Origin of the sequence: Pseudomonas reactans (genome assembly GCF_013385825.1) — a bacterium.
Lineage (GTDB): Bacteria > Pseudomonadota > Gammaproteobacteria > Pseudomonadales > Pseudomonadaceae > Aquipseudomonas > Aquipseudomonas reactans.
Genome location: NZ_JACAPG010000016.1, coordinates 1 through 21,359, shown reverse-complemented (window position 1 = coordinate 21,359; position 21,359 = coordinate 1). Strand labels below are relative to the sequence as shown.

Annotated in this window: 20 protein-coding genes; 7 read left to right on the top strand and 13 right to left on the bottom strand. The window is 61.0% G+C overall.

Going from position 1 to position 21,359, the window contains the following annotated elements; translation table 11 throughout:
• Positions 1–4 precede the first annotated feature (4 nt).
• Together tolR and HX868_RS19765 are read left to right on the top strand one after the other, a co-directional pair.
• Positions 5–451: a protein TolR gene (gene tolR / locus HX868_RS19770; RefSeq protein ID WP_033897159.1), complete on the top strand. Its 447-nt coding sequence runs from the start codon at positions 5–7 to the stop codon at positions 449–451.
• A complete protein-coding gene (locus HX868_RS19765) occupies positions 448–1,215 on the top strand; it encodes an energy transducer TonB (protein WP_177004115.1) in 768 nt (255 codons plus the stop codon). Before tolR ends, HX868_RS19765 begins: the two co-directional genes overlap by 4 nt.
• A 7-nt stretch (positions 1,216–1,222) precedes the next feature.
• Here HX868_RS19765 and HX868_RS19760 read toward each other — a convergent pair whose 3' ends face one another.
• The 6 genes from HX868_RS19760 to HX868_RS19735 form a co-directional block, all read right to left on the bottom strand.
• Complete coding sequence (locus tag HX868_RS19760; RefSeq protein WP_177004114.1) at positions 1,223–2,164, bottom strand: D-isomer specific 2-hydroxyacid dehydrogenase family protein; 942 nt, start codon at positions 2,162–2,164, stop codon at positions 1,223–1,225.
• On the bottom strand, positions 2,161–3,339 hold the full coding sequence (locus tag HX868_RS19755; RefSeq protein WP_177004113.1) for an acyl-CoA dehydrogenase family protein: 1,179 nt from the start codon (positions 3,337–3,339) through the stop codon (positions 2,161–2,163). The genes HX868_RS19760 and HX868_RS19755 overlap by 4 nt, the downstream gene beginning before the upstream one ends.
• On the bottom strand, positions 3,336–4,685 hold the full coding sequence (locus HX868_RS19750) for an LLM class flavin-dependent oxidoreductase (RefSeq protein ID WP_177004112.1): 1,350 nt from the start codon (positions 4,683–4,685) through the stop codon (positions 3,336–3,338). The genes HX868_RS19755 and HX868_RS19750 overlap by 4 nt, the downstream gene beginning before the upstream one ends.
• 13 nt (positions 4,686–4,698) lie before the next feature.
• Positions 4,699–5,652, bottom strand: a complete 954-nt coding sequence (locus HX868_RS19745; protein ID WP_177004111.1) for an ABC transporter substrate-binding protein — start codon at positions 5,650–5,652, stop codon at positions 4,699–4,701.
• Between the two features lie 89 nt (positions 5,653–5,741).
• The gene (locus tag HX868_RS19740; RefSeq protein WP_177004110.1) at positions 5,742–7,325 is read right to left on the bottom strand and encodes a rhodanese-related sulfurtransferase; all 1,584 of its coding nucleotides are present in this window, start codon (positions 7,323–7,325) and stop codon (positions 5,742–5,744) included.
• Positions 7,322–7,933, bottom strand: coding sequence for a cysteine dioxygenase family protein (locus HX868_RS19735; RefSeq protein WP_033897171.1), 612 nt, complete (start codon positions 7,931–7,933; stop codon positions 7,322–7,324). Before HX868_RS19735 ends, HX868_RS19740 begins: the two co-directional genes overlap by 4 nt.
• Positions 7,934–8,150: 217 nt before the next feature.
• Here HX868_RS19735 and HX868_RS19730 point away from each other — a divergent pair, with 217 nt between their 5' ends.
• Together HX868_RS19730 and HX868_RS19725 are read left to right on the top strand one after the other, a co-directional pair.
• A complete protein-coding gene (locus HX868_RS19730; RefSeq protein WP_177004109.1) occupies positions 8,151–9,056 on the top strand; it encodes a LysR family transcriptional regulator in 906 nt (301 codons plus the stop codon).
• 229 nt (positions 9,057–9,285) lie between these two features.
• Positions 9,286–10,080, top strand: a complete 795-nt coding sequence (locus HX868_RS19725; RefSeq protein WP_095015806.1) for a class II aldolase/adducin family protein — start codon at positions 9,286–9,288, stop codon at positions 10,078–10,080.
• Positions 10,081–10,183: 103 nt separating this feature from the next.
• On the opposite strand, the gene HX868_RS19720 is transcribed toward HX868_RS19725, so the two are convergent.
• From HX868_RS19720 to HX868_RS19705, 4 genes are all read right to left on the bottom strand, one after another.
• Positions 10,184–11,272: an LLM class flavin-dependent oxidoreductase gene (locus HX868_RS19720; protein WP_177004108.1), complete on the bottom strand. Its 1,089-nt coding sequence runs from the start codon at positions 11,270–11,272 to the stop codon at positions 10,184–10,186.
• Between the two features lie 199 nt (positions 11,273–11,471).
• The gene (locus HX868_RS19715; RefSeq protein WP_177004107.1) at positions 11,472–12,776 is read right to left on the bottom strand and encodes an ATP-binding protein; all 1,305 of its coding nucleotides are present in this window, start codon (positions 12,774–12,776) and stop codon (positions 11,472–11,474) included.
• Positions 12,773–13,513 carry a response regulator gene (locus HX868_RS19710; protein WP_177004106.1) on the bottom strand — a complete coding sequence of 247 codons (741 nt, stop codon included), beginning with the start codon at positions 13,511–13,513 and terminating at the stop codon, positions 12,773–12,775. The genes HX868_RS19715 and HX868_RS19710 overlap by 4 nt, the downstream gene beginning before the upstream one ends.
• Positions 13,514–13,659: 146 nt before the next feature.
• Positions 13,660–15,072, bottom strand: a complete 1,413-nt coding sequence (locus tag HX868_RS19705) for an aminotransferase class I/II-fold pyridoxal phosphate-dependent enzyme (RefSeq protein WP_177004105.1) — start codon at positions 15,070–15,072, stop codon at positions 13,660–13,662.
• 123 nt (positions 15,073–15,195) lie between these two features.
• Between HX868_RS19705 and HX868_RS19700 the strand changes: the two genes are divergently transcribed.
• The 3 genes from HX868_RS19700 to HX868_RS19690 all read left to right on the top strand — a co-directional run bounded on the left by HX868_RS19700 (position 15,196) and on the right by HX868_RS19690 (position 18,244).
• On the top strand, positions 15,196–15,828 hold the full coding sequence (locus HX868_RS19700) for a LysE family translocator (RefSeq protein ID WP_177004104.1): 633 nt from the start codon (positions 15,196–15,198) through the stop codon (positions 15,826–15,828).
• 80 nt (positions 15,829–15,908) lie between these two features.
• A complete protein-coding gene (locus HX868_RS19695; protein WP_177004103.1) occupies positions 15,909–16,967 on the top strand; it encodes a diguanylate cyclase in 1,059 nt (352 codons plus the stop codon).
• A 47-nt stretch (positions 16,968–17,014) separates the two neighbouring features.
• Entirely contained in the window at positions 17,015–18,244 is a 1,230-nt protein-coding gene (locus tag HX868_RS19690) for a M20/M25/M40 family metallo-hydrolase (RefSeq protein WP_177004102.1), read from the top strand.
• Positions 18,245–18,878: 634 nt separating this feature from the next.
• Here the strand turns inward: HX868_RS19690 and HX868_RS19685 are convergent.
• The 3 genes from HX868_RS19685 to HX868_RS19675 form a co-directional block, all read right to left on the bottom strand.
• Entirely contained in the window at positions 18,879–19,262 is a 384-nt protein-coding gene (locus tag HX868_RS19685; protein WP_218168748.1) for a hypothetical protein, read from the bottom strand.
• Positions 19,263–19,293: 31 nt separating this feature from the next.
• A complete protein-coding gene (locus HX868_RS19680) occupies positions 19,294–19,677 on the bottom strand; it encodes a hypothetical protein (protein ID WP_177004101.1) in 384 nt (127 codons plus the stop codon).
• On the bottom strand, positions 19,677–21,359 hold a 1,683-nt coding region (locus HX868_RS19675), incomplete at its 5' end, for an RHS repeat domain-containing protein (protein ID WP_246355566.1). The genes HX868_RS19675 and HX868_RS19680, both read right to left, overlap by 1 nt.

Here is a 21,359-nt window from a genome sequence, read left to right as displayed (position 1 = left end):
ACCGATGTTGACCAGGCCGCAACGCAAGCACGGGCCCAAGGCCGAGATGAACGTGGTGCCTTACATCGACGTGATGCTGGTGCTGCTGGTGATCTTCATGGTCACCGCGCCGATGCTGACCCAAGGTGTAAAAATCGAGCTGCCCAAAGTCGCCGCCGAGGCACTGGCCACCGACACGCGCCAGCAGATCCTGACGCTGTCGGTGAAGGCCGACGGCGGCTACTACTGGAACCTGGGCGGCGAACTCGACACCACGCACCAGACCGACAGCGCCGTGACCCTGGATGAAATGGGCGCCAAGGTCATGCAGGTGGTGGCGGCGCGCAGCGACACCCAGGTGTATATCCGCGCCGACGACAACGCGGGCTACGGCCGGGTCGTGGCGGCCATGGCGGTGTTGCAGAAGGGCGGTGTCAGCCATCTGGGGTTGGTGACCGAGGCCCCGCAATGACGGCGATGATCATGCACAGTCCGATGCTGGCGGTGGCGCCTGGGGAGTTTTCCGGATTCTGGAGAAACAGCGTGGCGGCCAGCCTCGCGGTGGCGCTGCATGTAGGCGTGTTGGCGGTGTTGATGCTGGGTGGGTCGACAGATAAGCCGCCGGTGGAAACGCCGAGGGTGATGCATACCCAGTTGGTGATGATGCCGCCAGCGCCGACACCAGCTCCCGTGCCTGAGCCTGTGGCCGTCGCAGCGCCAGCGCCGGAGCCTGTGGTGGTTCCCGTGCCGGCGAAACCGGTGATCGATCCACAGATCCAGGCACAAAAACTGGAAAAAGCCGCCTTGGCGCGCAAGCGGGTCGAGGAAAAGCAGCTGGAGCAGCAACAGGAGCGCCTGGCCACCGAACAGCGCAGTCGCGAGCTGGAACAGCAGCGCCTGGCCCAGGAGCGCCTCGCTGCGGAACGCGCACGCCCTGCAGCACCGGCCGCCGCGCCGGCCTTCGACAGTCGTCAGTACCAACCCTTGAGCAAAGAGGCGCCAGACTATCCGGAGCGTGCCCTGGACAAAAACATCGAAGGCGATTGTTCGGTGGAGTACACCGTCAACACCCAAGGGCGTGTAGAAAACCCCAAGGTGCTGGACGGCTGCCACCCACTGTTCATGCGGCCTTCACTGGCGGCGGCGAATACCTTCCGCTACCAGCCGAGGATCGTCGATGGAAAACCCGTGCCGGTGCCGGCAGTGCGCAATACTTTCCATTACCGCATCAAGTAGACGGCGATCAATTGGCGCGGTTGTAGAGCTCAGCATTGGCGACATACCGCTCCAGATTGGCCAAAAACGTCTCGGCAATTTCTTCCTTGCTGTTGGTCGAAATGGCCGAGGTATGCGGTGACAACCGCACACGCGGATGGCTGTACAACGGATGCCCGTCCGGCAAAGGCTCCGGCTGGGTCACATCCAGCGATGCCAGGCCTATCCGCCCATTGTCCAGCGCTTCCAGCAGGGCCTCCTGATCCAGCAACCCACCGCGTGCGATATTGATCAGGTGCAGCCCCGGCTTGGCGCTGCCCAGCACGTCACGGTTGATGAGCTGCCGCGTGGACTCGGTCAGCGGTGCTGCCACCACCAGGTGATCGGCGCGGGCGAACAGGTCGTGGATGTCCTTGGCGGCGTCCACGCCCGCGGTGAACGGCGCCTGGCTTTGGCGCAGCGCTACGACCTTGATCCCCAGGGCCAGGGCTTTTTGCGCGAGGCGTTCGCCTATCGCACCAAACCCCAGGATGCCCAATGTGGTGCCCTTCAGCGGGCGCAACGCGGTGAAATTCCACTGCGAATCCTTTACCCAGATGTCCGGCAGATGCTTGGCGGCGGCAAAGATCGCGGCCAAGGCGAACTCGGCCAGGTTGTCAGCGGCACTGCCACGGGAGGTGGTCACCGGCGGGCCGTTGAACAGCCATTGCGGGTAGAAATCGATGCCCGACGACACCAGGTGCACCCATTGCGCGCCGTACGGCCAACCCGGTGGTGGGGTGTCCGGCGCGGTGTAGCCGCGCACATTGATCGGGCGCAGCAGCAGGATATTCGCCTGGGGCGGCAGGTCGCTCGGTACGCCAACGGGCACGCCGATCACCTGGGCTTGGGGATGGATCTTTGCCAGGCGCTCGCGAATCACTTCATTGAAATCTTCGTCCAACTGGCTGGCGATAATCACCTGACTCATGTGCGTTCCTTCTGGCGTTGGGCGAAGACGGCCTTGCCGACGCCTTGCAATACGGCGTCGTTCTGCGGGGTATGTACGCGGCTGCACAGCACGTCGCGGTAATGCCGTTGCAGTGGACTATGGCGCGACAGACCGGGGTTGCCCGAGGCTTCGATGGCCAGCTCCACGGCGCGAATCGCGTTGTGGGTCACCAGATACTTCAACTGCGCCGCATTGGCGGCGGGGGTGTGGCCTTCGGCGGCAGCGTCGAGCAGGCTACGGTTGGCGAACAGCAGGGTGTCGATATGGCCGACGGTTTCCTGGAAGCGCGGCAGGGTCGACAGCGCAGCGCCGAGGTTGGACGGCGCGCGTTCTTCCAGCCAGTTCACCAGCCAGTCCCGCGCAGCCTGGGCCACGGCGTCGTATACCGAGGACAACAACACCGACATCCACAGGAAACCTTCGCCGTCCAGCTCCGGCGACGGCGCGCTCCAGGGGCTGACGCTGACAGCGTGGTCCAGCGGCACCAGCACGTTGTCGAGCACCACTTCATGGCTGCAGGTAGCGCGCATGCCCAGGTGGTCCCAGGTGTCGATGATGGTCACGCCGGGACTGTTTTTGGGCACCAGCCAGGCACCTACCAGCGGGTCGGCGTCGTCACTGCGGCCCCATACGCTGAACCAGCTCAGGCCGTGGCTGCCGGTGGAGTAGATCTTGCGGCCGCTGATGCGCCATCCCTCGGCAGTGCGTACCGCAGTGGTCGCCGGCAGGCCGCCACGGGCCGGGGTGCCAAGGTCGGGTTCGACGCGCAGGGCGTTGATCAGGGCGCCGTTGCGCACGGCGTCTTCGGCCACTTGGGTGCGCAGGTGGGCGGGCCAGGTCTTGCTGTCTTGCAGGCGAGTGTGTTGCAGGTACTGCATCACCAGGATCAGCGCGGTGGACGGCTCGCCCTTGGCGATCGCACTGATCGCCTTGCGCGCCTGGGACAGGCTGGCGCCGCCGCCGCCCAGGGCTTTGGGCACGGTGAGGGCGACCAGGCCATGCTGGTGCAGCACCTGGAAGTTGGCGTGGGGGAAGGCGCCGCTCTCGTCATAGACGTGTGCGGTGCTGGCCAGCTCGGTGGTGAGGCGTTCGAGCAGGGCGTCGAAATGGGCGACTTCCACGGAGCGTAAGGAAGGTTGCGAGGATTGGCTCATGCCAGCGCCTCTTGCTGCTCTTCAACCTCGGCGGCGACGCTGTAGCGGTTGGCCGGTACCGCCAGGCCCAGGTTGTCGCGTAGCGTTTGGCCGCTGTAGTCGGTGCGGAACAGGCCGCGTTGCTGCAACACCGGCACCACCAGCTCGGTGAAATACTGCAAGCCATCCGGCAGGACCGAATTGATGATGAAACCATCGCTGGCGCCGGTTTCGAACCAGGTCTGGATCGCATCAGCGACCTGGTCCGGGGTGCCGACAAAATCGCGTTTGGGGCGCGAGAAGCGCAGGGCCACTTCACGCAATGTCAGGCCTTCGTCCTTGGCCAATTGCTTGATGCGGTCGGAACCGCCTTTCTGGCTGTTGGAACCCAGGTCACCGAGCTCCGGGAACGGCGCGTCCAGCGGGTATTGGCTGAAGTCGTGGTCGTTGAATGGGCGGCCGAGGGCGACGATCGCGTCTTCCACGGTGACCAGGTCCACGGCCTGTTGGTAGCGGCTTTCCACTTCGGCCTCATCGCGGCCAACAATCGGGCGGATACCCGGCAGGATCGACAGGCTGTTGGCGTCGCGGCCAAACCCTTTGGCGCGGCGCTTCAGGTCTTGGGCATAGGCCAGGCCTTCCTCGATGCTGTCCACATGCACAAAGATCGCGTCGGAGTTTTCTGCGGCGAAGTTGCGTCCATCTTCGGAGGTGCCCGCCTGGAAAATCACTGGCTGGCCCTGACGCGAACGCGCGATGTTCAGCGGGCCTTTTACCGAGAAAAACTCGCCCTTGTGGTTCAGCGCATGCAGCTTGCTTGGGGTGAAGAATTCGCCGGATTGCTTGTTGTAGGCAAAGGCGTCGTCCTCCCAGGAGTCCCACAGGCCCTTGACCGCGTTCACGTGTTCCTTGGCGATGCGGTAGCGCACGGCATGGGGCGGATGCTCGGTCTTGCCGAAGTTGTCGGCGGTGCCGCTCAGCCACGAGGTGACCACGTTCCAGCCGGCACGGCCGCCGCTGATATGGTCCAGGGACGAAAACTGGCGCGCCACCTGGTAGGGCTCGGTGTAGCTGACGGTCACGGTCGCCACCAGGCCGATGTGCGTGGTGATTGCTGCGAGCGCCGACAAGATGGTCAGCGGCTCGAAACGGTTGAGGTAATGCGGGCTGGATTTGGCGTGGATATGCAGGCTGTCGGCGATGAACACGAAGTCGAACTTGGCGGCTTCGGCCAGTTCAGTCTGCTGTTTGTAGAAACCAAAGCTGGTGCTGGCATTGGGTTGGGCGTTCGGGTGGCGCCATTCGCCCCAGCCGTGACCGACACCGTGGACCATTGCACCCAATTTTAAATGGCGTGGCTTGCTCATGTTCTGCTCCTAATTAGCGCGAGGCTTGGGAAAGGGGGACACGCTTGGCGTTGAAGCTCTTGTCGAAGCCTTGTGACACGTCGATGTGCTTGAGCAACAGGCCTTCTTTTTGGTAGGTGTCGGCGGTCGCTTGCAGGCCGCTGATGACCGCGTCGTCGATGGCTACCGGCGTCAGGTGGGTGTCCTTGGCGACTTCCACATGCACTTCCAGCGGCAGGCCGGTGATCTTGGCCTGGGCGGCCGCGTATTCATTGGGGTGCACGTTGGCCCAGGCATAGGCGCGGTCGAGGCGGGCGACAAAGTCATCCAGTTGCGCGCGCTTGTCGGCGATGGCTTGGCTGGTGGCCGCGAGGTACAGGTGATTGCTCAACAGCTTGTTGCCGCTGATCAGCACGCGCGCCTGGCTTTGCGAGGTGACCACGGTGGTGTACGGGTCCCAGGTGGCCCAGGCGTCGGCGGTGCCGTTATCCAGCACCAGGCGCGACTCGCTCGGCAGCAGGAAAATGAATTGCACGTCCTGGGTGGTCAGCCCGGCGGTGGCCAGGGCCTTGATCGCCAGGTAATGGCCGATGGAGCCACGCCCGGTGACGATTTTCTTGCCCTTGAGGTCGGCGACGGTCTTGATCGGTGAGTCCTTGGGCACCACCAGGGCGGTGGTGTTACGCCCTTCGGCGTGAATGATGCTGACCACCTTGAGCGACGCACCGGCCCCCAGGGCGAACACGTAGGGCGCGTCACCGAGGGCGCCGATGTCCACGGCCCCGGCGTTCAAGGCTTCACCCAGGGGCGAGGCCGACGGGAACTCCGACCAGCGGATTTCGTAAGGCACGTTTTTCGATTCGCCGGAGGCTTCCAGCAGCGCCTTGATGGTGGACTTCTGATTAGCCACGCGCAGCGGTTGCAGGTCGTCGGCGTGGGTGATGCCCGATAGTAGAGCGATCAGCAGGAGGGGCAGGGTCAGGCGCATGAGGGAGGCTCCAGGCTAAGGGGTAGGTTGCAGTCGCCTCCGCCTGGAGAAGGGGTCGGCTGTTGGGATGGCCCGGCAAGGGCATACCGTCAGATCACGTAGAAACCATGGGTACCGTCGCGCGCCAGTTGGTCGACCAAGCCGAATTCCCAGTCCAGATAGGCCTGCATGGCTTCCTTGGGGTTGTCGGTGCCTTCGTACGGGCGGCGGTAGCGGTCGATGCGCGGTGAGGCCAACTGAGTTTCACCTTCTTCCAGCGGCAGTTGCGCGTTGATCCAGCCGGCGGTGCCGTCCTGTAGCAAGAACACCTGCTTGCCGGTGAGGGCTTCGACTTCCGCCACCGCCAGGCGCGCCAACTGGCTGCTACCGCAGGTCAGCACGTAGCGTTGGGCGGCGGGCACCTTGGCCAGGGCCTGGGGCAGTTGTGCGCGCAGCACCCACCAGGCACCGGGGATGTGACGTTTCACGTAGTTGGCGCTGGCGGTGAAGTCCAGCACCACGGTGTCGCCATGGCCGAGCCAGTCGACGAGGGTGTGTGGGCTGATCAGTTCGGCTTGGGCGGGCGCCGGGACTGGCGCGATCCAGGCGCCTTTCTCGCTGAAGTGCGTGGGTTGCAGGTTATCCAGTACGTAAACTTCCCAACCCAGCTGTGCCAGCCAGGAGGCGGACATGTTGGCGCGCACGCCGTCGTCATCCGCGAGTACCAGCCGTGCGCCACGCACACTGGCGACGTGGTCGGTTTCCTGCACCAACTGGCCGCCGGGCGTGGAGCGTGCGTCTGGCAGATGCCCGGCTTCAAACTCTTCCGGCGTGCGCACGTCGAAAAGGTAGGTGGTACGCGTCGCTTCCTGCTGCCAGGCCTGCAGATCGACCAGGGTGGCGCGGCCTACGCGAGCCTTGTCGGCAACCCGGCGCGCATCGGCGGCGGCGACCTGGCGATGCTCTTCCGAGGTCGGCGCAAAACGCCGCGCCTGGCCATGGGCGAGTTTCTGCCCGGCCAGGGTCCAGCCGATGGTGCCGTTGCGCAGCGCCGACACCGGGTTGGCCACGCCGGCATTGATCAGTGACTGGGTGCCGATAATGCTGCGGGTGCGCCCGGCGCAGTTGACGATGATGCGGGTGGCCGGGTCCGGCGCCAGCTCGCGGGCGCGCAACACCAACTCGGCACCGGGCACGCTGATGCCGGTGGGAATGCTCATGGTCTGGTATTCGTCGAAACGCCGTGCGTCGAGCACCACCACGTCGGCCTGGCTGTCGAGCAGGGCCTGTACTTCTTCGGCGGCCAGTGACGGTGTGTGCCGCTCGCTTTCCACCAGTTCACCAAACGCCTTGCTCGGCACGTTCACATCGATGAACAGCTCGCCACCGGCCTTGCGCCAACCGTCCAACCCGCCTTCAAGCAGGCTGACCTGGGTGTAGCCCAAGGCGACCAGGCGCTCGACAGCACGGGCCGCCAGGCCTTCGCCGTTGTCGTAGACGGTGACCTGGGTGTCACGCCGTGGAATGCGTGAATACACCTCCAGTTCCAGTTTGGACAGCGGGATGTTTGCGGCGAACAGCGGGTGGGATTCGGCAAACGGCGCCTCTTCGCGCACGTCGATCAGGGCGACTTCTTGATGGTCCAACAGGGCCTGGCGAAGCTGGGCAAAGCTGCGGGTGGATGCGGTGGTCATAGGGCAGGGCTCTTTTCTTTGGACAAATCCCAGATATTCGGGAGGAAGGCGTTGGAATAACCGGAGATAAACAGTTTCTCGCTGCCGTCGGGCTGGTACACCGCGCGGCGCACCGCACCGATATTGGCGCCGTACACGTGGATGCTGATGGACACTTGGTCGCTGTGGGCATTGCTGACTTGGTGGATGTCACCGACCTTGGGCGACACGGCTTCAACCTGGCCCGGTACCAACTGGATCGGCTTGCCTTCAGCCACCAGGCGGCCATCCGGTGCGCGCTCGAAGCCTTGGGAGAATTCCGCACCGCGCAGCATGCCGATCAGGCCCCATACGCGGTGATCATGAATCGGCGTGCTTTGCCCCGGCCCCCACACAAAACTGACGATGCTGAAACGCTGGCGCGAGTCGGCATGCAGCAGAAATTGCTGATAACGCTCGGGGTCGGGCTGGGCGAACGCATCGGGGAGCCAGTCATCATGGCTGACCAGTTGCGCCAGCAGCTTGCCGCCCCGGTGCAACAGGTCGCCTTCGCGTGGATTGCCGTCGATCAATTCCGCCAGGGCGCCGATGAAGGCTCTGAGTCTTTCGGGGTGCTTGGCCTGGGTCATGACAATTCCATGGTGTGGTCGCTGGTGATGGGTTTATCTAAGCATAATGTTTATAGTTAATATGCTATTTTTTAATGATTAGCTTATAGCTGAAGGTAATTTAGAACCGGTATGAATAGCGTTAGACGTTATCGATCACAGCACGGGCTATCCAGATAGCTTTCCTGCAACTATGCTTCGCACACATCTTAATGACTGTTCTCTATGTGCGGCCCAAATGAAAATTGACGATATCGATGCCTTTGTCGAAGTGATTCGTTGCCAGTCCATCAGCCATGCCGCCGAGTCGTTGCAACTGACCCAGCCGGCCATCACCCGCCGTGTGCAGAACTTCGAGCAGGCGCTGGGCGTGGAGTTGTTCGACCGTAATACCAAACCGCTCAAGCCTACGCTGATCGGCACCCGCGTCTACGAGCAGTGCCGGCTGATCCTGCGCGAGATGGATGCCCTGCGTGAACTGGTGGCCACCGACGCACCGCCCACCGGCGTGCTGCGCCTGGGGGTGCCGCAGACCATCGGTGATGTGGTGCTGCTGGATGCGCTCAAGCACCTGCGCACCGAATACCCGGACCTGCGTGCCCAAGTCGCCACCGGCTGGGGCAGCCAATTGGTCGGCAAGATCGAGCGCGGCGAGTTGGATGCGGCGGCGGCGTTGTTCCCGGCGGGCAAGATCTTCCCGGACAACATCATCGGCGAGTCTATCGGCAAGATGGAACTGGTGGTGGTATGCGCCAAGGCTCAGTTGCCGAAGAAGCCCTGCAAGCTGGCGGACGTGTACCAGAACGGCTGGATTCTCAACCCGGACGGCTGCGGTTTCCGTGCGGGGTTGCAGCGGACCCTGTCCGATCAGGGCCTGGCATTGCGGGTGAACCTGGAGACTTTTGGTACTGAGCTGCAATTGGGCTTGGTGGCGGATGGCCTCGGCCTTGGCCTGGTGCCCCGCCCGCTGCTGGAGCGCAGCGCGCACCGTGAGCAACTGGCGGTGATGCCGCTCAAGGATTTCAAGCCGGTGATGGACTTGTGGCTGATCTATCCGCACTTCCTGGGTAACCTGCAGGGGCCGGTGGATGCGTTTGGCAAGCTGGTCGCAAACTCGCTGCACAAGATCCGTAACGCCGCCTGACCCCAGAACCCCTCTCTGTAGGAGCCGGCTTGCCGGCGATGAGGCCCCGAGATACTTGCATGGCTCAAGGACGCCATCGCCGGCAAGCCGGGCTCCTACAGGGGATGCGGTGCTGTGGTGGTTATGAAAAAAAATAATAATTAGCTTAGATTAAAATGTGCTTTTTATTATTTTTTTGCATCCCCTAGGCTTGCCTGGAAGTCCTTAAGGCCATCCAGGAAGTTTTGCCATGAGCAGCGTTACCTCGATTTCCAGCGTTTCCACCAATGTTCGCCAGCGCGTCACTCCGGAAGAATGGGAAGTGCGCGTCAAACTGGCCGCCGCCTATCGCCTGGCGGCCTTGTACAAGTGGACCGACCACATCTACACCCACTTCTCCGCCCGTGTACCGGGCCCGGACGAGCATTTCCTGATCAACGCCTTTGGCTTGTTGTTCGATGAAATCAGCGCGTCCAACCTGGTCAAGGTCGACCTTGACGGCACCATCGTCGATGACCCAACCGGCCTGGGTATCAACTATGCCGGCTATGTGATCCACAGCGCCATTCACGGCGCACGCCACGACCTGCAAGCGGTGCTGCACACCCACACCCGCGACGGTATCGCGGTGTCGGCGCAAAAAGACGGCCTGCTGCCGATCTCCCAGCACTCCATTGGTTTCTCCGGGCGGGTGGCGTACCACGGGTATGAAGGCGTCGCCCTGGACCTGGACGAGCGCGAGCGCCTGGTCGCGGACCTGGGGGACAAGAGTGTGATGATCCTGCGTAACCATGGGTTGTTGACCGCGGGCGTCAGCGTGGAGCATGCGTTCCAGCAACTGCAGCAGTTGGAGCGTGCGTGCAATATCCAGGTCGCGGCGCAGGCGGCGGGGAATGCGCAATTGATTTTCCCGCCGAAGGAGGTGGTGGAGAAGGTCGAGCAGCAGGCGAAGGTGTTTGCCAGTGGCGAAGGACCGGGTGTGGCGCGGCATTGGAATGCGTTGATCCGGCAGTTGGAGCGCAGTGATACCGACTACAAGAACTGACACGGACCTGTGTAGGAGCCGGCTTGCCGGCGATGGCGACCTTGAATCTTGCACTACTCTCAAGGCCCTCATCGCCGGCAAGCCGGCTCCTACAATGGGTGTGTCAGGCGACTTTTTCGGAGGCTTGGCGTTCGCGTTCAGCGATCAGTTGGCGAGTGAGAGGAATCAGGCGCTTGCCATAGTCAATGGCATCATTCAACGGATCAAACCCACGAATCAGGAACGTGGTGATCCCCAGATCGTAGTAATCCACCAGCGCTTCCGCGACTTGCTCCGCCGTGCCTACCAGCGAGGTGGAGTTACCCTGTGCACCGAGCAATCCCGCAATCCCGGTCCACAAACGCTTATCCAGCCGCGATCCCTGCGCCGCCGCCGCGAGCAGCCGGCGCGAGCCTTCATTCGGCGGTTCACGCCGCACAAAGCCATTTTTTTCGGCCAGCTCGGTGGCCTGCTGCAAGATGCGCTCGGCCCGTGCCCACGCCAGCTCTTCGGTCTCGGCAAGGATCGGCCGCAACGACAAACTGAAGCGAATCGTACGCCCATGCTTGGCCGCTTCGGCACGCACCTGGGTCACGATCTCGCGCACTTGCTCGTAAGTTTCGCCCCACAGCGCGTACACATCGGCGTGTTTGCCCGCCACTTCGATCGCGGCTTTGGACGAACCACCAAAGTACAGCGGGATGTGCGGCTGTTGCGGCGATTTCACCGTGGAGTGCGCACCTTCGACCTGATAATAGGTGCCCTTGAAGTCAAAAGGCTGTTCGCTGGTCCATTCCTGGCGCACCACGCTCAGGTATTCATCGGTGCGGGCGTAGCGTTCGTCCTTGCCGATATGGCTGCCGTCGGCGCGCAGTTCGCGGTCGTCGCCGCCGGTGATGATATGCACGGCCGTGCGCCCGCCGTTGAACACATCCAGGGTGGCGAACTGGCGCGCGGCCAAGGTGGGCTGGGCGAAACCGGGGCGATGGGCGATGAGGAATTGGAGTTTTTCGGTCACGCTGGCGGCGTGGGAGGCGATCAGTGTGCTGTCCGGGCTGTTGGAGTGGAAGGCCACCAGTGCGCGGTCGAAGCCGGCTTCCTCGTGGGCGCGGGCCACGGTCTCGACATAGTCGGGTTGCAGGGTGGGGCCGCTGCGCGGGTGGATTTCGGAAGCGTGATGGCCGCCAATATAGCCGATGAATTCGATGCTCATGGTCTGTCCTTGTGTCGTGCTTGAGTGACACCTCCACCGGGCAGGGGGTCGGTTATTCGCCTCCAAGGTAGGGGGCGGAGCCGGGACTGTAAAATGCCGATTGGTTCTAACCTAATTATTAAAATATTGAATCATGGGTTGGGCGATATATCAGGAATTTGCATTTGTGGCGTGCGCCGATAGCGGCGGTCTCTGGGGCTTAAAGCCCCAGGCGTATCTCGGCACACAACCCACCTTGTGGTCGATTGCTCAGGGTCAGCGAACCGCCTATCGCCACGGCCAGTTGTTGTGCAATCGCCAACCCCAGTCCGGTGCCGCCGGTGCCCCGATTGCGTGAACTTTCGACGCGGTAGAATGGCTGCATCACCTGAACCAGTTCGTCTTCGGCAATCCCCGGGCCACGATCCAATACCTTGATCGACAATTCCCCGTCCGCCGTCGAGCCCACTTCCAATTCGGCACTGCCTGCAAACTTCAACGCGTTGTCCACCAGATTCACCAGCACCCGGCGCAGGGCGTGGGGGCGCGTGTCGAACACCACGGCGCTTTTACCCGTGAGGCTGACCTGTTTGTGCATGTCCTGGTAGTCGAACACCAGGCTATCGAGGAAGGCGTCGAGGTTGATCCGGTGGCTGGTTTCGGTCGCGCCGTGGACGCTGCGCGCATAGGCCACGCCTTCGCGCACCAAGTGTTCCATTTCGCCCAGGTCGCTCCAGAGTTTGTCGCGTTCGACGCAATCTTCCATGAATTCGGCGCGCAGTTTCATGCGGGTGATCGGGGTTTGCAGGTCGTGGGAAATCGCCGCCAGGATCTGCATGCGTTCCTTGAGGTACTCGGCGATGCGTTTTTGCATCTCGTTGAACGCGGCCGCGGCGTGGGCGACTTCGGTGGGGCCTTTTTCGTCCAGCGGCGTGGGGTGAGCGTTGGGGTCGAGGGTTTCCACGGCACGCGCCAGGCGGGTCAGTGGGCGGATGGCCAGGCGCACGGCGATCCATGTGCAGCCCAGCAACAGTGCCAGTTGTAACACCAGCACCACCGGCAGCCAGTAGGCGACGGGCAGGGCGGCGGGGCGTACGTCGATCGTGATCGGGCTGCCGTCGGCCAGGGTCAGGTGCGCCTGGAAGTGTTTCTGCATGCCGGGGATGTCGCGAAAGGTCAGCGCGTAGTGTTCGCCCAGCGCGTCTGCGATGGAGGTGGCGGCCATGGGTACATCATCGCTGCTCATCGGTTCGCCGGTCTCGCCGGCGTTCAGCAGGTAGCGGTAGTTCTGACGGTCCAGACGCGGCAACCAGCTGGCCCGTTCGTTGGCCGGTAGCCGGTCGAGGATTGCCACCGAGGTGGACACATCGTTTTCCAGGTTGCCCAGCATGGCAGTGCGCGCGCTGATATAGCGCTCGTAGAACTGCGCACTGAAGGACAAGCCATGGGCACACAGCAGGCTGATCAGGAAGATCAGCGACAGTTGTGACGCCAGGGTGCGCGGCCAGCGAAACCTTAGACTCATTGCTCGGCCCCGAGGATTTCCACCGGCAGCGAAAACACGTAACCCTCGCTGCGCACGGTCTTGATGTAGGCCGGTTCGCGGGCGTCATCCAGCAGGCGTTGGCGCAGGCGGCTCACCAGCAGGTCGATGGAGCGGTCGAACAGGTCGGCATCGCGGCCTTGTGTCAGGTTGAGCAACTGGTCGCGGTTGAGCACGCGCTGAGGGTGGTCGAGGAACACCCGCAACAAGCGGTATTCGGCACCGCTCAAGGCCACCAGGGTGTGGTCTTCGTCAAGCAGGTGGCGGGCGGTGGTGTCCAGGCGCCAGCGGCCAAAGCGGATCAGCCGTCCGGTTTCGCTGACCACCAGGTTCGGCGGGAGCATCCGCGTGCGGCGCAACACGGCGTTGATCCGCGCGAGCAATTCACGGGCGGCGAAAGGTTTGACCAGGTAGTCGTCGGCGCCCATTTCCAGGCCGATGATGCGGTCGGTTTCATCGTTGCGCGCGGTGAGCATCAGTACCGGCGTGGCCTTGTGCTTGCCCACCCGCAGTTCGCGGCACAGCTGCAGGCCGTCGTCACCGGGCATCATGATGTCCAGCACGATCAGGTCCACGGGAGTGGTGTCGAGGAAGCTGCGCATTTGGCGGCCGTCGGCGACCACGGTGGTGCGCATGCCGTTTTTCTTCAGGTAGTTGCCTACCAGTTCGCGGATCTCCCGGTCGTCATCGACGATCAGAATGTGATCGACATGATCCATGCTGCCTTCCTCGTTAAATACTCATTGGAGCGCAGTCTAGCCATTGGCGACGCCCTTGCCTTGTACCCTTTGTATTGCAGTGTATCTGGCGACAAGCAGATACACGACGATGCAAAATGGCGGGTGCGACAGGCTATGTTCATCACTCAAAGGGCGTGCGAAGCCCTGCCCAGCAGCGTTTCGAACAACCGCTGGACCTTTGCCTCATCACTGTGGGCCACATTGAAACGCATCGAATCACGTTGCGCCGGGTCGTACCCAAACAGCGCGCCGGGCGCCAGCACCATGCCCTGTTTTAATGCCGCCTGGGCCAACAGCTCGCCGTTGACCCCAGGCGGCAGGCGCGCCCAGATAAACATCCCGCCTTCGTAACCCATCGGCAGTTCACAGCCGCAACGCTTGAGCCATTGCTCCACGCGTCCACCGGCTTCCATCAAGCGCTGCACCATGCGCTTGCGGTGCTTGGCGTAGCTGCCTTCGCTGAGCATGCGGTACACGACTTGCTCGAACAGTTCAGACGTCACGCCGCCGCTCATCAGCTTCATGTTGGTGAGGTTGGCCGCCAGTTGCGGCGCGGCCACCACGAAGCTGACGCGGGCGTTGGCGCTGAGGATCTTGGAAAAGCCCGACAGGTAGGTGACCTGGTCCAGGCCGGCGAGGGCGGCCAGGCGCGGTGGCGGGTTGGGGTGCAGGTCGCCGTAGAGGTCGTCCTCGATGATATGGCAGTGGTACTGCTGGGTCAGTTGCAGCAGGCGGAACGCCTGGCCGGGGCTGAAGGAGTGGCCGGTGGGGTTGTGCAACACGCTGGTGGTCAGGTACAGGCGGGGGCGATGCTCGGCCAGCAGGTGTTCGAGGGCCGTGAAGTCAAAACCGTCGGGGCGCCGTGGGATCGTCACCACCTTGACCCCGTGCAGGGCCAGGTTGGCGTGGAAGTTGAAATAGCACGGTGCATCGAGCAGGACCGTATCGCCGGGACGTGCCAGCAGGCGCATCAGCATGTCCAGGCCTTGCACGGTGTTGGGAGTGGTGATGATCTGTTCCACCGACACCGACAGGCCCTCGCCGTGCAGCTTCTGTTGCAGGGCCTGGCGCAACGGTAGCAACCCGGGCGGTGTGCCCAGGCTGGCGATGCGCAGTGACGGCGCACGCACCACGCTGCGCAGGGTTTGGCGCAGGGCTTCACTGTCCAGCCAGGTTTCTGGCAGGTGACCACCGCCAGGGCGCAGGTCGCCGTTGGCCGCGGCCAAGGGACGGCGCAATACGCTGAGCAGGTCTTGAGGCAGCAGGTCCACCCAGTTCGCGGCGGGCGGACGCACGGTCTCCATCGCCACGAAGTAACCACGGCCCTGGCTGGAGGTGAGCAGGTTGCGGCCGCGCAGGCGGTCGAGGGCCTCATTGAGGGTGAACTTGCTCACGCCCAGGGTCTCGGTCAGTTCGCGCACCGAGGGCAATTTGCTGCCGGGCGCCCATTCGACGTTTTCGATGGCCTGGCTGAACGCCTCGACGATCTGTTGCACCTTGGGGGTGCCTTCTACAAAGGCGATGGCCGATACGAGCACGCGACTTCCTTATCTTTGCTGGTGATTTTACCGGTAAAGTCAGGGCGGATTAGGCATCACTTTACCTGCCTTGCGCAATGCTAGCTGCCTAGACTGCGGGCTCCATCCTCCAGGTCTGCGGCCATGACAAGTGCGTTAACCCTTTCTTCGTTTCTCTACTTCCTGCTGTTTTGCGCCACCATGACCTTCAGCCCCGGCCCCATGACCCTGCTGCTGTTGAGCCTGGGCGTGCGTGACGGGCTGCGCCGTTCGATCCCGGCGCAGATCGGCGCCAGTGTGGCGTACCTGATTTCGATCCTGATCTTTGCCGTGGGCTTTTCCGAGTTGATCAAGGGCTATCCGGTGATCACCCAGGGTATCCAGGTGGTCGGCGTGGGGTACATCCTGCACCTCGCGTACAAGCAGTGGACCAGCAGCGGCGTGGTGATCGAACGGATCGGCCACGTGGAAGCGGCGCGCAACCTGTTCGGCAAGGGCTTGCTGACCGGTTTTTCCAACCCCAAGACCCTCATCATGTTCAGCGCGGTATTCCCGCAGTTTGCCGGGGCCGGGGAGCACAGTTCGACGGTGGATATTGCCATCCTCGGGCTGACATTCCTGTTGCTGCAATTCGCCAGCGGCTGCCTGTATTGCTACTTCGGCCAGCGCATCAAGCACGTGCTGGAAAACCCCAAGCGCCGTGTGATGTTGCAGCGGATCACGGCCCTGTTGCTGTTGGGCGTAGCCCTGATGCTGGCGCGGGGTTTTGCCCACTGAGGAGTGAGCTTATGAGCGGTAGTGGCGATCTGCCGTTGCCCTGTTAGACTCCAGGCATTCCTCCAGGATCTCACCCCACCATGTCAGCTGCAGAAGGCACCGGACTTCCGCTCGCTTCACGGCTGTACAAATCCCGTACCCTCGGGCTGACGCTCGGTTTTGTCTGTGTGGTGTTCGGGATGTATCCCCTGGAACCCGCGTGGTGGGTGTGGGCCTGGATGTTGATCAACGCCTTTGCCTGGCCGCATTTGGCTTTTCAGTTGACGCTGCGCAGCGTCAACGCCTTGCGCAGTGAACGACGCAACCTATTGTTCGATTCCTTTTGCGGTGGGTTCTGGGTCGGTGCGATGCACTTCAACCCGCTGCCCAGCGTCACCACCCTGTCGATGATGACGATGAACAACGTGGCCATCGGCGGTCCGCGCTTCATGCTGGCAGGGTGGGTGGCTCAGGCGCTGGGTATTGGCGCTGCGTTGCTGATCTTTGCCCCGGCATTCATCGCCGTCACCTCTCAGGCACAGCTCTACGCCTGCCTGCCGATTCTGATGCTGTATCCGCTGGCATTGGGCTGGATCTGTTATCGCCAGGCGGTGACGCTCGCGCGGCACAAACGTGAGTTGCTGGCGCTGAGCCGCACCGACAGCCTGTCCGGCCTGCTTAACCACGGTGCCTGGAAAGACCACCTGGAAATCGAATTCCAACGCTGCCGCCGAGGACCTGCCGGCGCCGCCATCGCGCTGATCGACATCGACCACTTCAAGACCATCAACGATACCTACGGCCATGTCACCGGCGATATCGTCCTGCGCCAACTCAGCAAAGTGCTGCGCCAGAACCTGCGTGCCACCGACCTGGCCGGGCGTTACGGTGGCGACGAGTTCTGCGTGATCCTGCCGGACATGCCACTCAACCGCGCCACCGAAGTGATGGACGCCCTGCGCGACCGTTTCAACGCCTTGGCCTACGCCCAGGACCCGACCTTGCGCGCCAGCTTGAGCATCGGCCTGGCGCCGTATCAACCGAGCCATGCGGACTCGACAAGCTGGCTGAACGATGCCGACCAGGCGTTGTACGAGGCCAAGAGCAGCGGGCGCAACCGCGTCAGCTCGGTACAGGGAAGTTGGTTGCGATCGATCTAGTGGAGTAGGGTGTGGCGGCACCTTTCAACAAAAACAAGGATCGGTTCATGCTCTTCACCTTCCCCCGTACTCTCCTGGCCGCCACCCTGGCCCTGTCCTTCGCCCTGCCGGCCTACAGCGCCGAACCCCATAAACAGATCCAGGCGCAATCCGAACAGTACAAGGTTGAGGCCCTGAAACTGCTGGAGCGCCTGGTGAATATCGACTCGGGCTCAGGCTATGAGCCGGGCCTGACCCAAGTGCGCGACATTGCCGTGGATGAGCTGAAACAGCTGGGTTTCTCTATCGAGCTGGTGCCGGACAAAGCGGCCAACAACAGCCACGTGGTCGCTACCCTCAAGGGCACCGGCAAAGCCAAGATCCTGCTGATGGCCCACATGGACACGGTGTTCAAGGAAGGCTCGGCTGCCGAGCGCCCGTTCCATATCAAGGACGGCCGCGCCTACGGTCCTGGCGTGATGGATGACAAGGGCGGCATCGTCGCCGGCATCTATGCGCTTAAAGTCCTCAAGGACCAGGGCTTCAAGGACTACGCGCAGATCACCTTCCTGCTCGACGCCAGCGAAGAAACCGGCTCCGACGCCGCCTCCGACCTCATCCGCAAAACCGCCAAGGGCCACGACGTGACCCTCAACCTCGAACCCGGCCGCCCCGCCGACGGCCTCGTGGTGTGGCGCAAAGGCAGCGCCACCGCCGTGGTCGAAGTCAAAGGCAAAGCCGCCCACGCCGGTGTGGCCCCGGAACTTGGCCGTAATGCCGCCATGGAGGCCGCGCACCAGATTCTGCAGTTGGGCAAGCTAGGGGATGAGGAGAAGAAAACCACCATCAACTTTACGGTGATCAAGGCGGGGGATCGTACCAACGTCATTCCTGACCAAGCCACTGCGAAGGCCGACGTGCGTGCGGCATTGCCGGAAGAGTTTGATCGCATCGAGAAAGACTTGGCGCGGGTCTCGGCAAACAAGCTCATCCCGGAGACCGAAGTGAAGACCAGTTTGCAGCGTGGGTTGCCGCCGATGCCGCAAACGCCGGAGTCGGACAAACTGGTCGCGATGGCCCAGGGGATTTATGCGGAGTTGGGTAAGACGCTGACCATCGAAGGCAGCGGCGGGGCGGCGGATGCGAGCCTGTCGGCTGGGGTTGGGACGCCGACGTTGGATGGGTTTGGGATTGTTGGCGGGAATATTCATACGCCGGAGGAATATGCGGAGGTGGAGAGTGTGGTGCCGCGGGTTTATTTGCTGAGTCGGATGATTATGGAGTTGTCGAAGCGGTGATTTGAGTGGTGTACTCGCTTGTCCTTTTTGAGCGAGATATTTTGTGGTGAGCAAATTTCCTGTGGCGAGCGAGCTTGCTCGCGTTGGGCTGCGTAGCAGCCCTAAAACTTGCGATGCGGTTCTGGCTGAATAGTCGGGTTGTGAGGATTGGGGCCGCTGCGCGCCCCAGCGCAAGCAAGTTTGCTCGCTACAGGGTTCGGGTTGTAATGAGGTAAGTGGTGTTCTCACCATGTGGATTGGTCTTCGAGCCTGGCTTTTTCAAGGTCGTCTCGCCAGCCCTCGTTGGCAAGCTTGAAAATATCTTCGAAGAGGCTTCTGGGGTTGTCCATACGGTCCCACCCACACGGTAGTGAACAATGAGAATTCAGGTCCTGATGCAAAATATTGGAAAAGTTGTATTCGTTATTATCAAGTGTTGCACTTAGAACGTCCATTAGGCTCTTTTTGTGCCTGTGGCTTAAGTCTGAGCTCCTGTCGATAATCAAATGTTTGATTAGAAGGGCTCTATCTTTGGGTAGATTTATATCATAAGTCGCGATGGCGGCCCCCAGAGAATCCTCACGGCCATAAATATCGAATCCGCCCAGAAAATATTGTAGTTTTGGAATATACGGTATGTTAAGAAATGGGTGTTTCAACATTTACGGTTACTCACAGGGAACGCGGTGTAAGGTTGTTTTGTCTCGCGATCAAATTTTACAACGGCTCTGTTCATGTTTTCGTTGAGCGTGGGGTGCTCCAGAAATTTTTCATTAGGTGTGTAGCCCCGTCCGCACTCTTGCATTTCCATCTCGACAATAGGGTTTCCATATTCATCCTCTCCTGTAAAAAGCGCCAGTTTGCGTAATTCTCTCGAAGTGGCTTCTTCAAAGACTTTAAGTTGTATCCTGTAGTTTTTGAACTGAGCGCTTGGTTTTATCGCGCCTTTTTCTCCTGTAACAGGGTTAGTGCCATCGATAGATCGCTGTTTTAGAGCTGCGTCGGGTATTTCGGCACTGTGGTTTTTAACAATACTCATAATTTTCCTTTTTTGAGGTCGGAGATGATGCTCATTCTGTGGGCAAAATCCATGTTGATTCGTTTGTGGTAGCTTCTGTATCGTAAGTTAATAAGCAGCTAAGTAAGACTTTCATGAATTCCCGTTTGTCTAGAATTTCATCTTTGAAGTACGTGTCAAAGAGATAAAATACGGAGTCAAAGCTGTCTCCTGCTGCTAGAAAATGCTGCAGTGTATCTATGTGCCATTGTCTTTCGTCATGCTTGTACTTCATGAATTCTGGTTTTGTTAATTTTTCAAACAGTTTTTTAAGGTCGCTTTCGCGATTTACGTTTATTGAGCTAATCAATTTTTCCCTTTCCGGGCTGCGCGAGTTTTCTATGCAGTAAGTGAATAGAAGGCCTTGAGTGATGGATAAACATGGTTTAAGTTTCATTAGAAGTCTCCATAGGCTGTGATAGGTTGTCCGTCCTGATTCAGGATGACTCTGGCTTTTTTCGTTTTCCCGTATTCGTAGCCATCTTTTTTGTACCCTTCGCCAATTGTTTTGCCCATGTTCATAGGTCGTTTTGATGCCGAAAGATTTATCTGCTTGAATATGAGCTGTGCACGGTAGATTGCATTCAACTGATCTCTGTGGCTTAGGAAATGAGTAGCAGCACTAGGTGTTCTAGGCTCTCCTGCGTGTGGGCCTGTTATGTACCTTTCTATCTCTCCAGTGGTAGGGTTTTTTGCTGTTTGTACCCGCTCCAATTGAGATTCCAGTGACGTTTGTGCTCCGTGCTTTTCAAGAAAGTGCGCCCCAGGGATTGATGCCTCTAGTTCTGTTAAGCGCCGATGAGCATTTGCTTCGCCAAGCTCATTGATACGTGCCTGTCTCTGCGCACGAGTCAGTTGCGGTAAAGCTGGTTCCCTTTGATTAACCCCTGCCGTTGGCTCTCGGAGTGTACTGTCTGGCTTGCATCCATTGTCGCCCGGGCATGAATTCAACCCCAGCGGATCCACCCACCCCGTCGGATTGGGCACGTACTGGTACGCATTGATTCCACCCGCCAGCTTCACCGGGTCCGGTGTCAGGTAGCGACCAATATCCGGATTGTAGTAGCGATGGCGGTTGTAGTGCAGCCCGCTTTCTGGGTCGAAATATTGGCCCTGGAAGCGCAGTGGGTTGTCGACTTTTCCTATGTCGAGACGGGTGATTTCGCCGTAGGCGCGATAGTGCGCGGACCAGACGATTTCGCCGTAGGTATCGGTGAGTTCCTGCGGCGTACCGAGGTGGTCGAGTTGGTAGTGGAAGGGCTTGGTTTCCTTTGGACCGAAGCCTTCGAGCAGGGCCAGCGGGCGGAAACTGTCGGGTTCGTAGAGGTAACTGCGATGGCGATCCGCGTGGTGTTCGGCGATGAGTTTGTCGCCGAGCCAGAAAAACTCTGTAGTGACGCTGTCGACGGTTTTGCTGATCCGCCGCCCAAACGGGTCGTAGCGATAGCTGGCAGTCTGGCCGTTGGGCTTTTTAATGCCGATCAGACGATGCTGGCAGTCGTAGCGGTATTCGGTGACGAGTTGATGGCCTTTGCCGCGTCGTTCGCGGATGAGGTTGCCGAAGGCGTCATAGTCGTAGTGGTGGTCGCCTTGGATCATCAGGCGATTGCCCGCCACGATGTCGGGGCCGGGGCGGTTTTGCATGAGCAGGTTGCCAGCCGGGTCGTGGGCGAAGCGTTCTTGCTCACCTTGCGCGTGGTTGGCCCGGGTGAGGCGGTTTAGCGTGTCGTAGTGGTAGTGGTGGTCGCCTTTGTGGGTGTCGAGCAGGCGGGTGAGGTTGCCGGCTTTGTCGTAGTCGTACTGGCGTTGGTAGAGGGTGTGTTGCTGTTGGGTAACGGCGTGGGCGTGAAGGCGTTGTTGATCGTCGTAGTGGTAGTGGTTGATCAGTTGGCCTTGTTGGCGTTGGAGTTCCTGGCCGGCTTTGAACAGGTGGGAGGTAAGGGTTTCACCGTTCAGTTCGACGGTGACTAGGTGGCCGCCTTTGTCGTGGTTGAACACCACCCGGTTGTTGTCGGGCAGGCGCAGGTTTTGTAGGTGGCCGCAGGCGTCGTAGCCATAGCGCAGCGTGCCCCAGCCTTG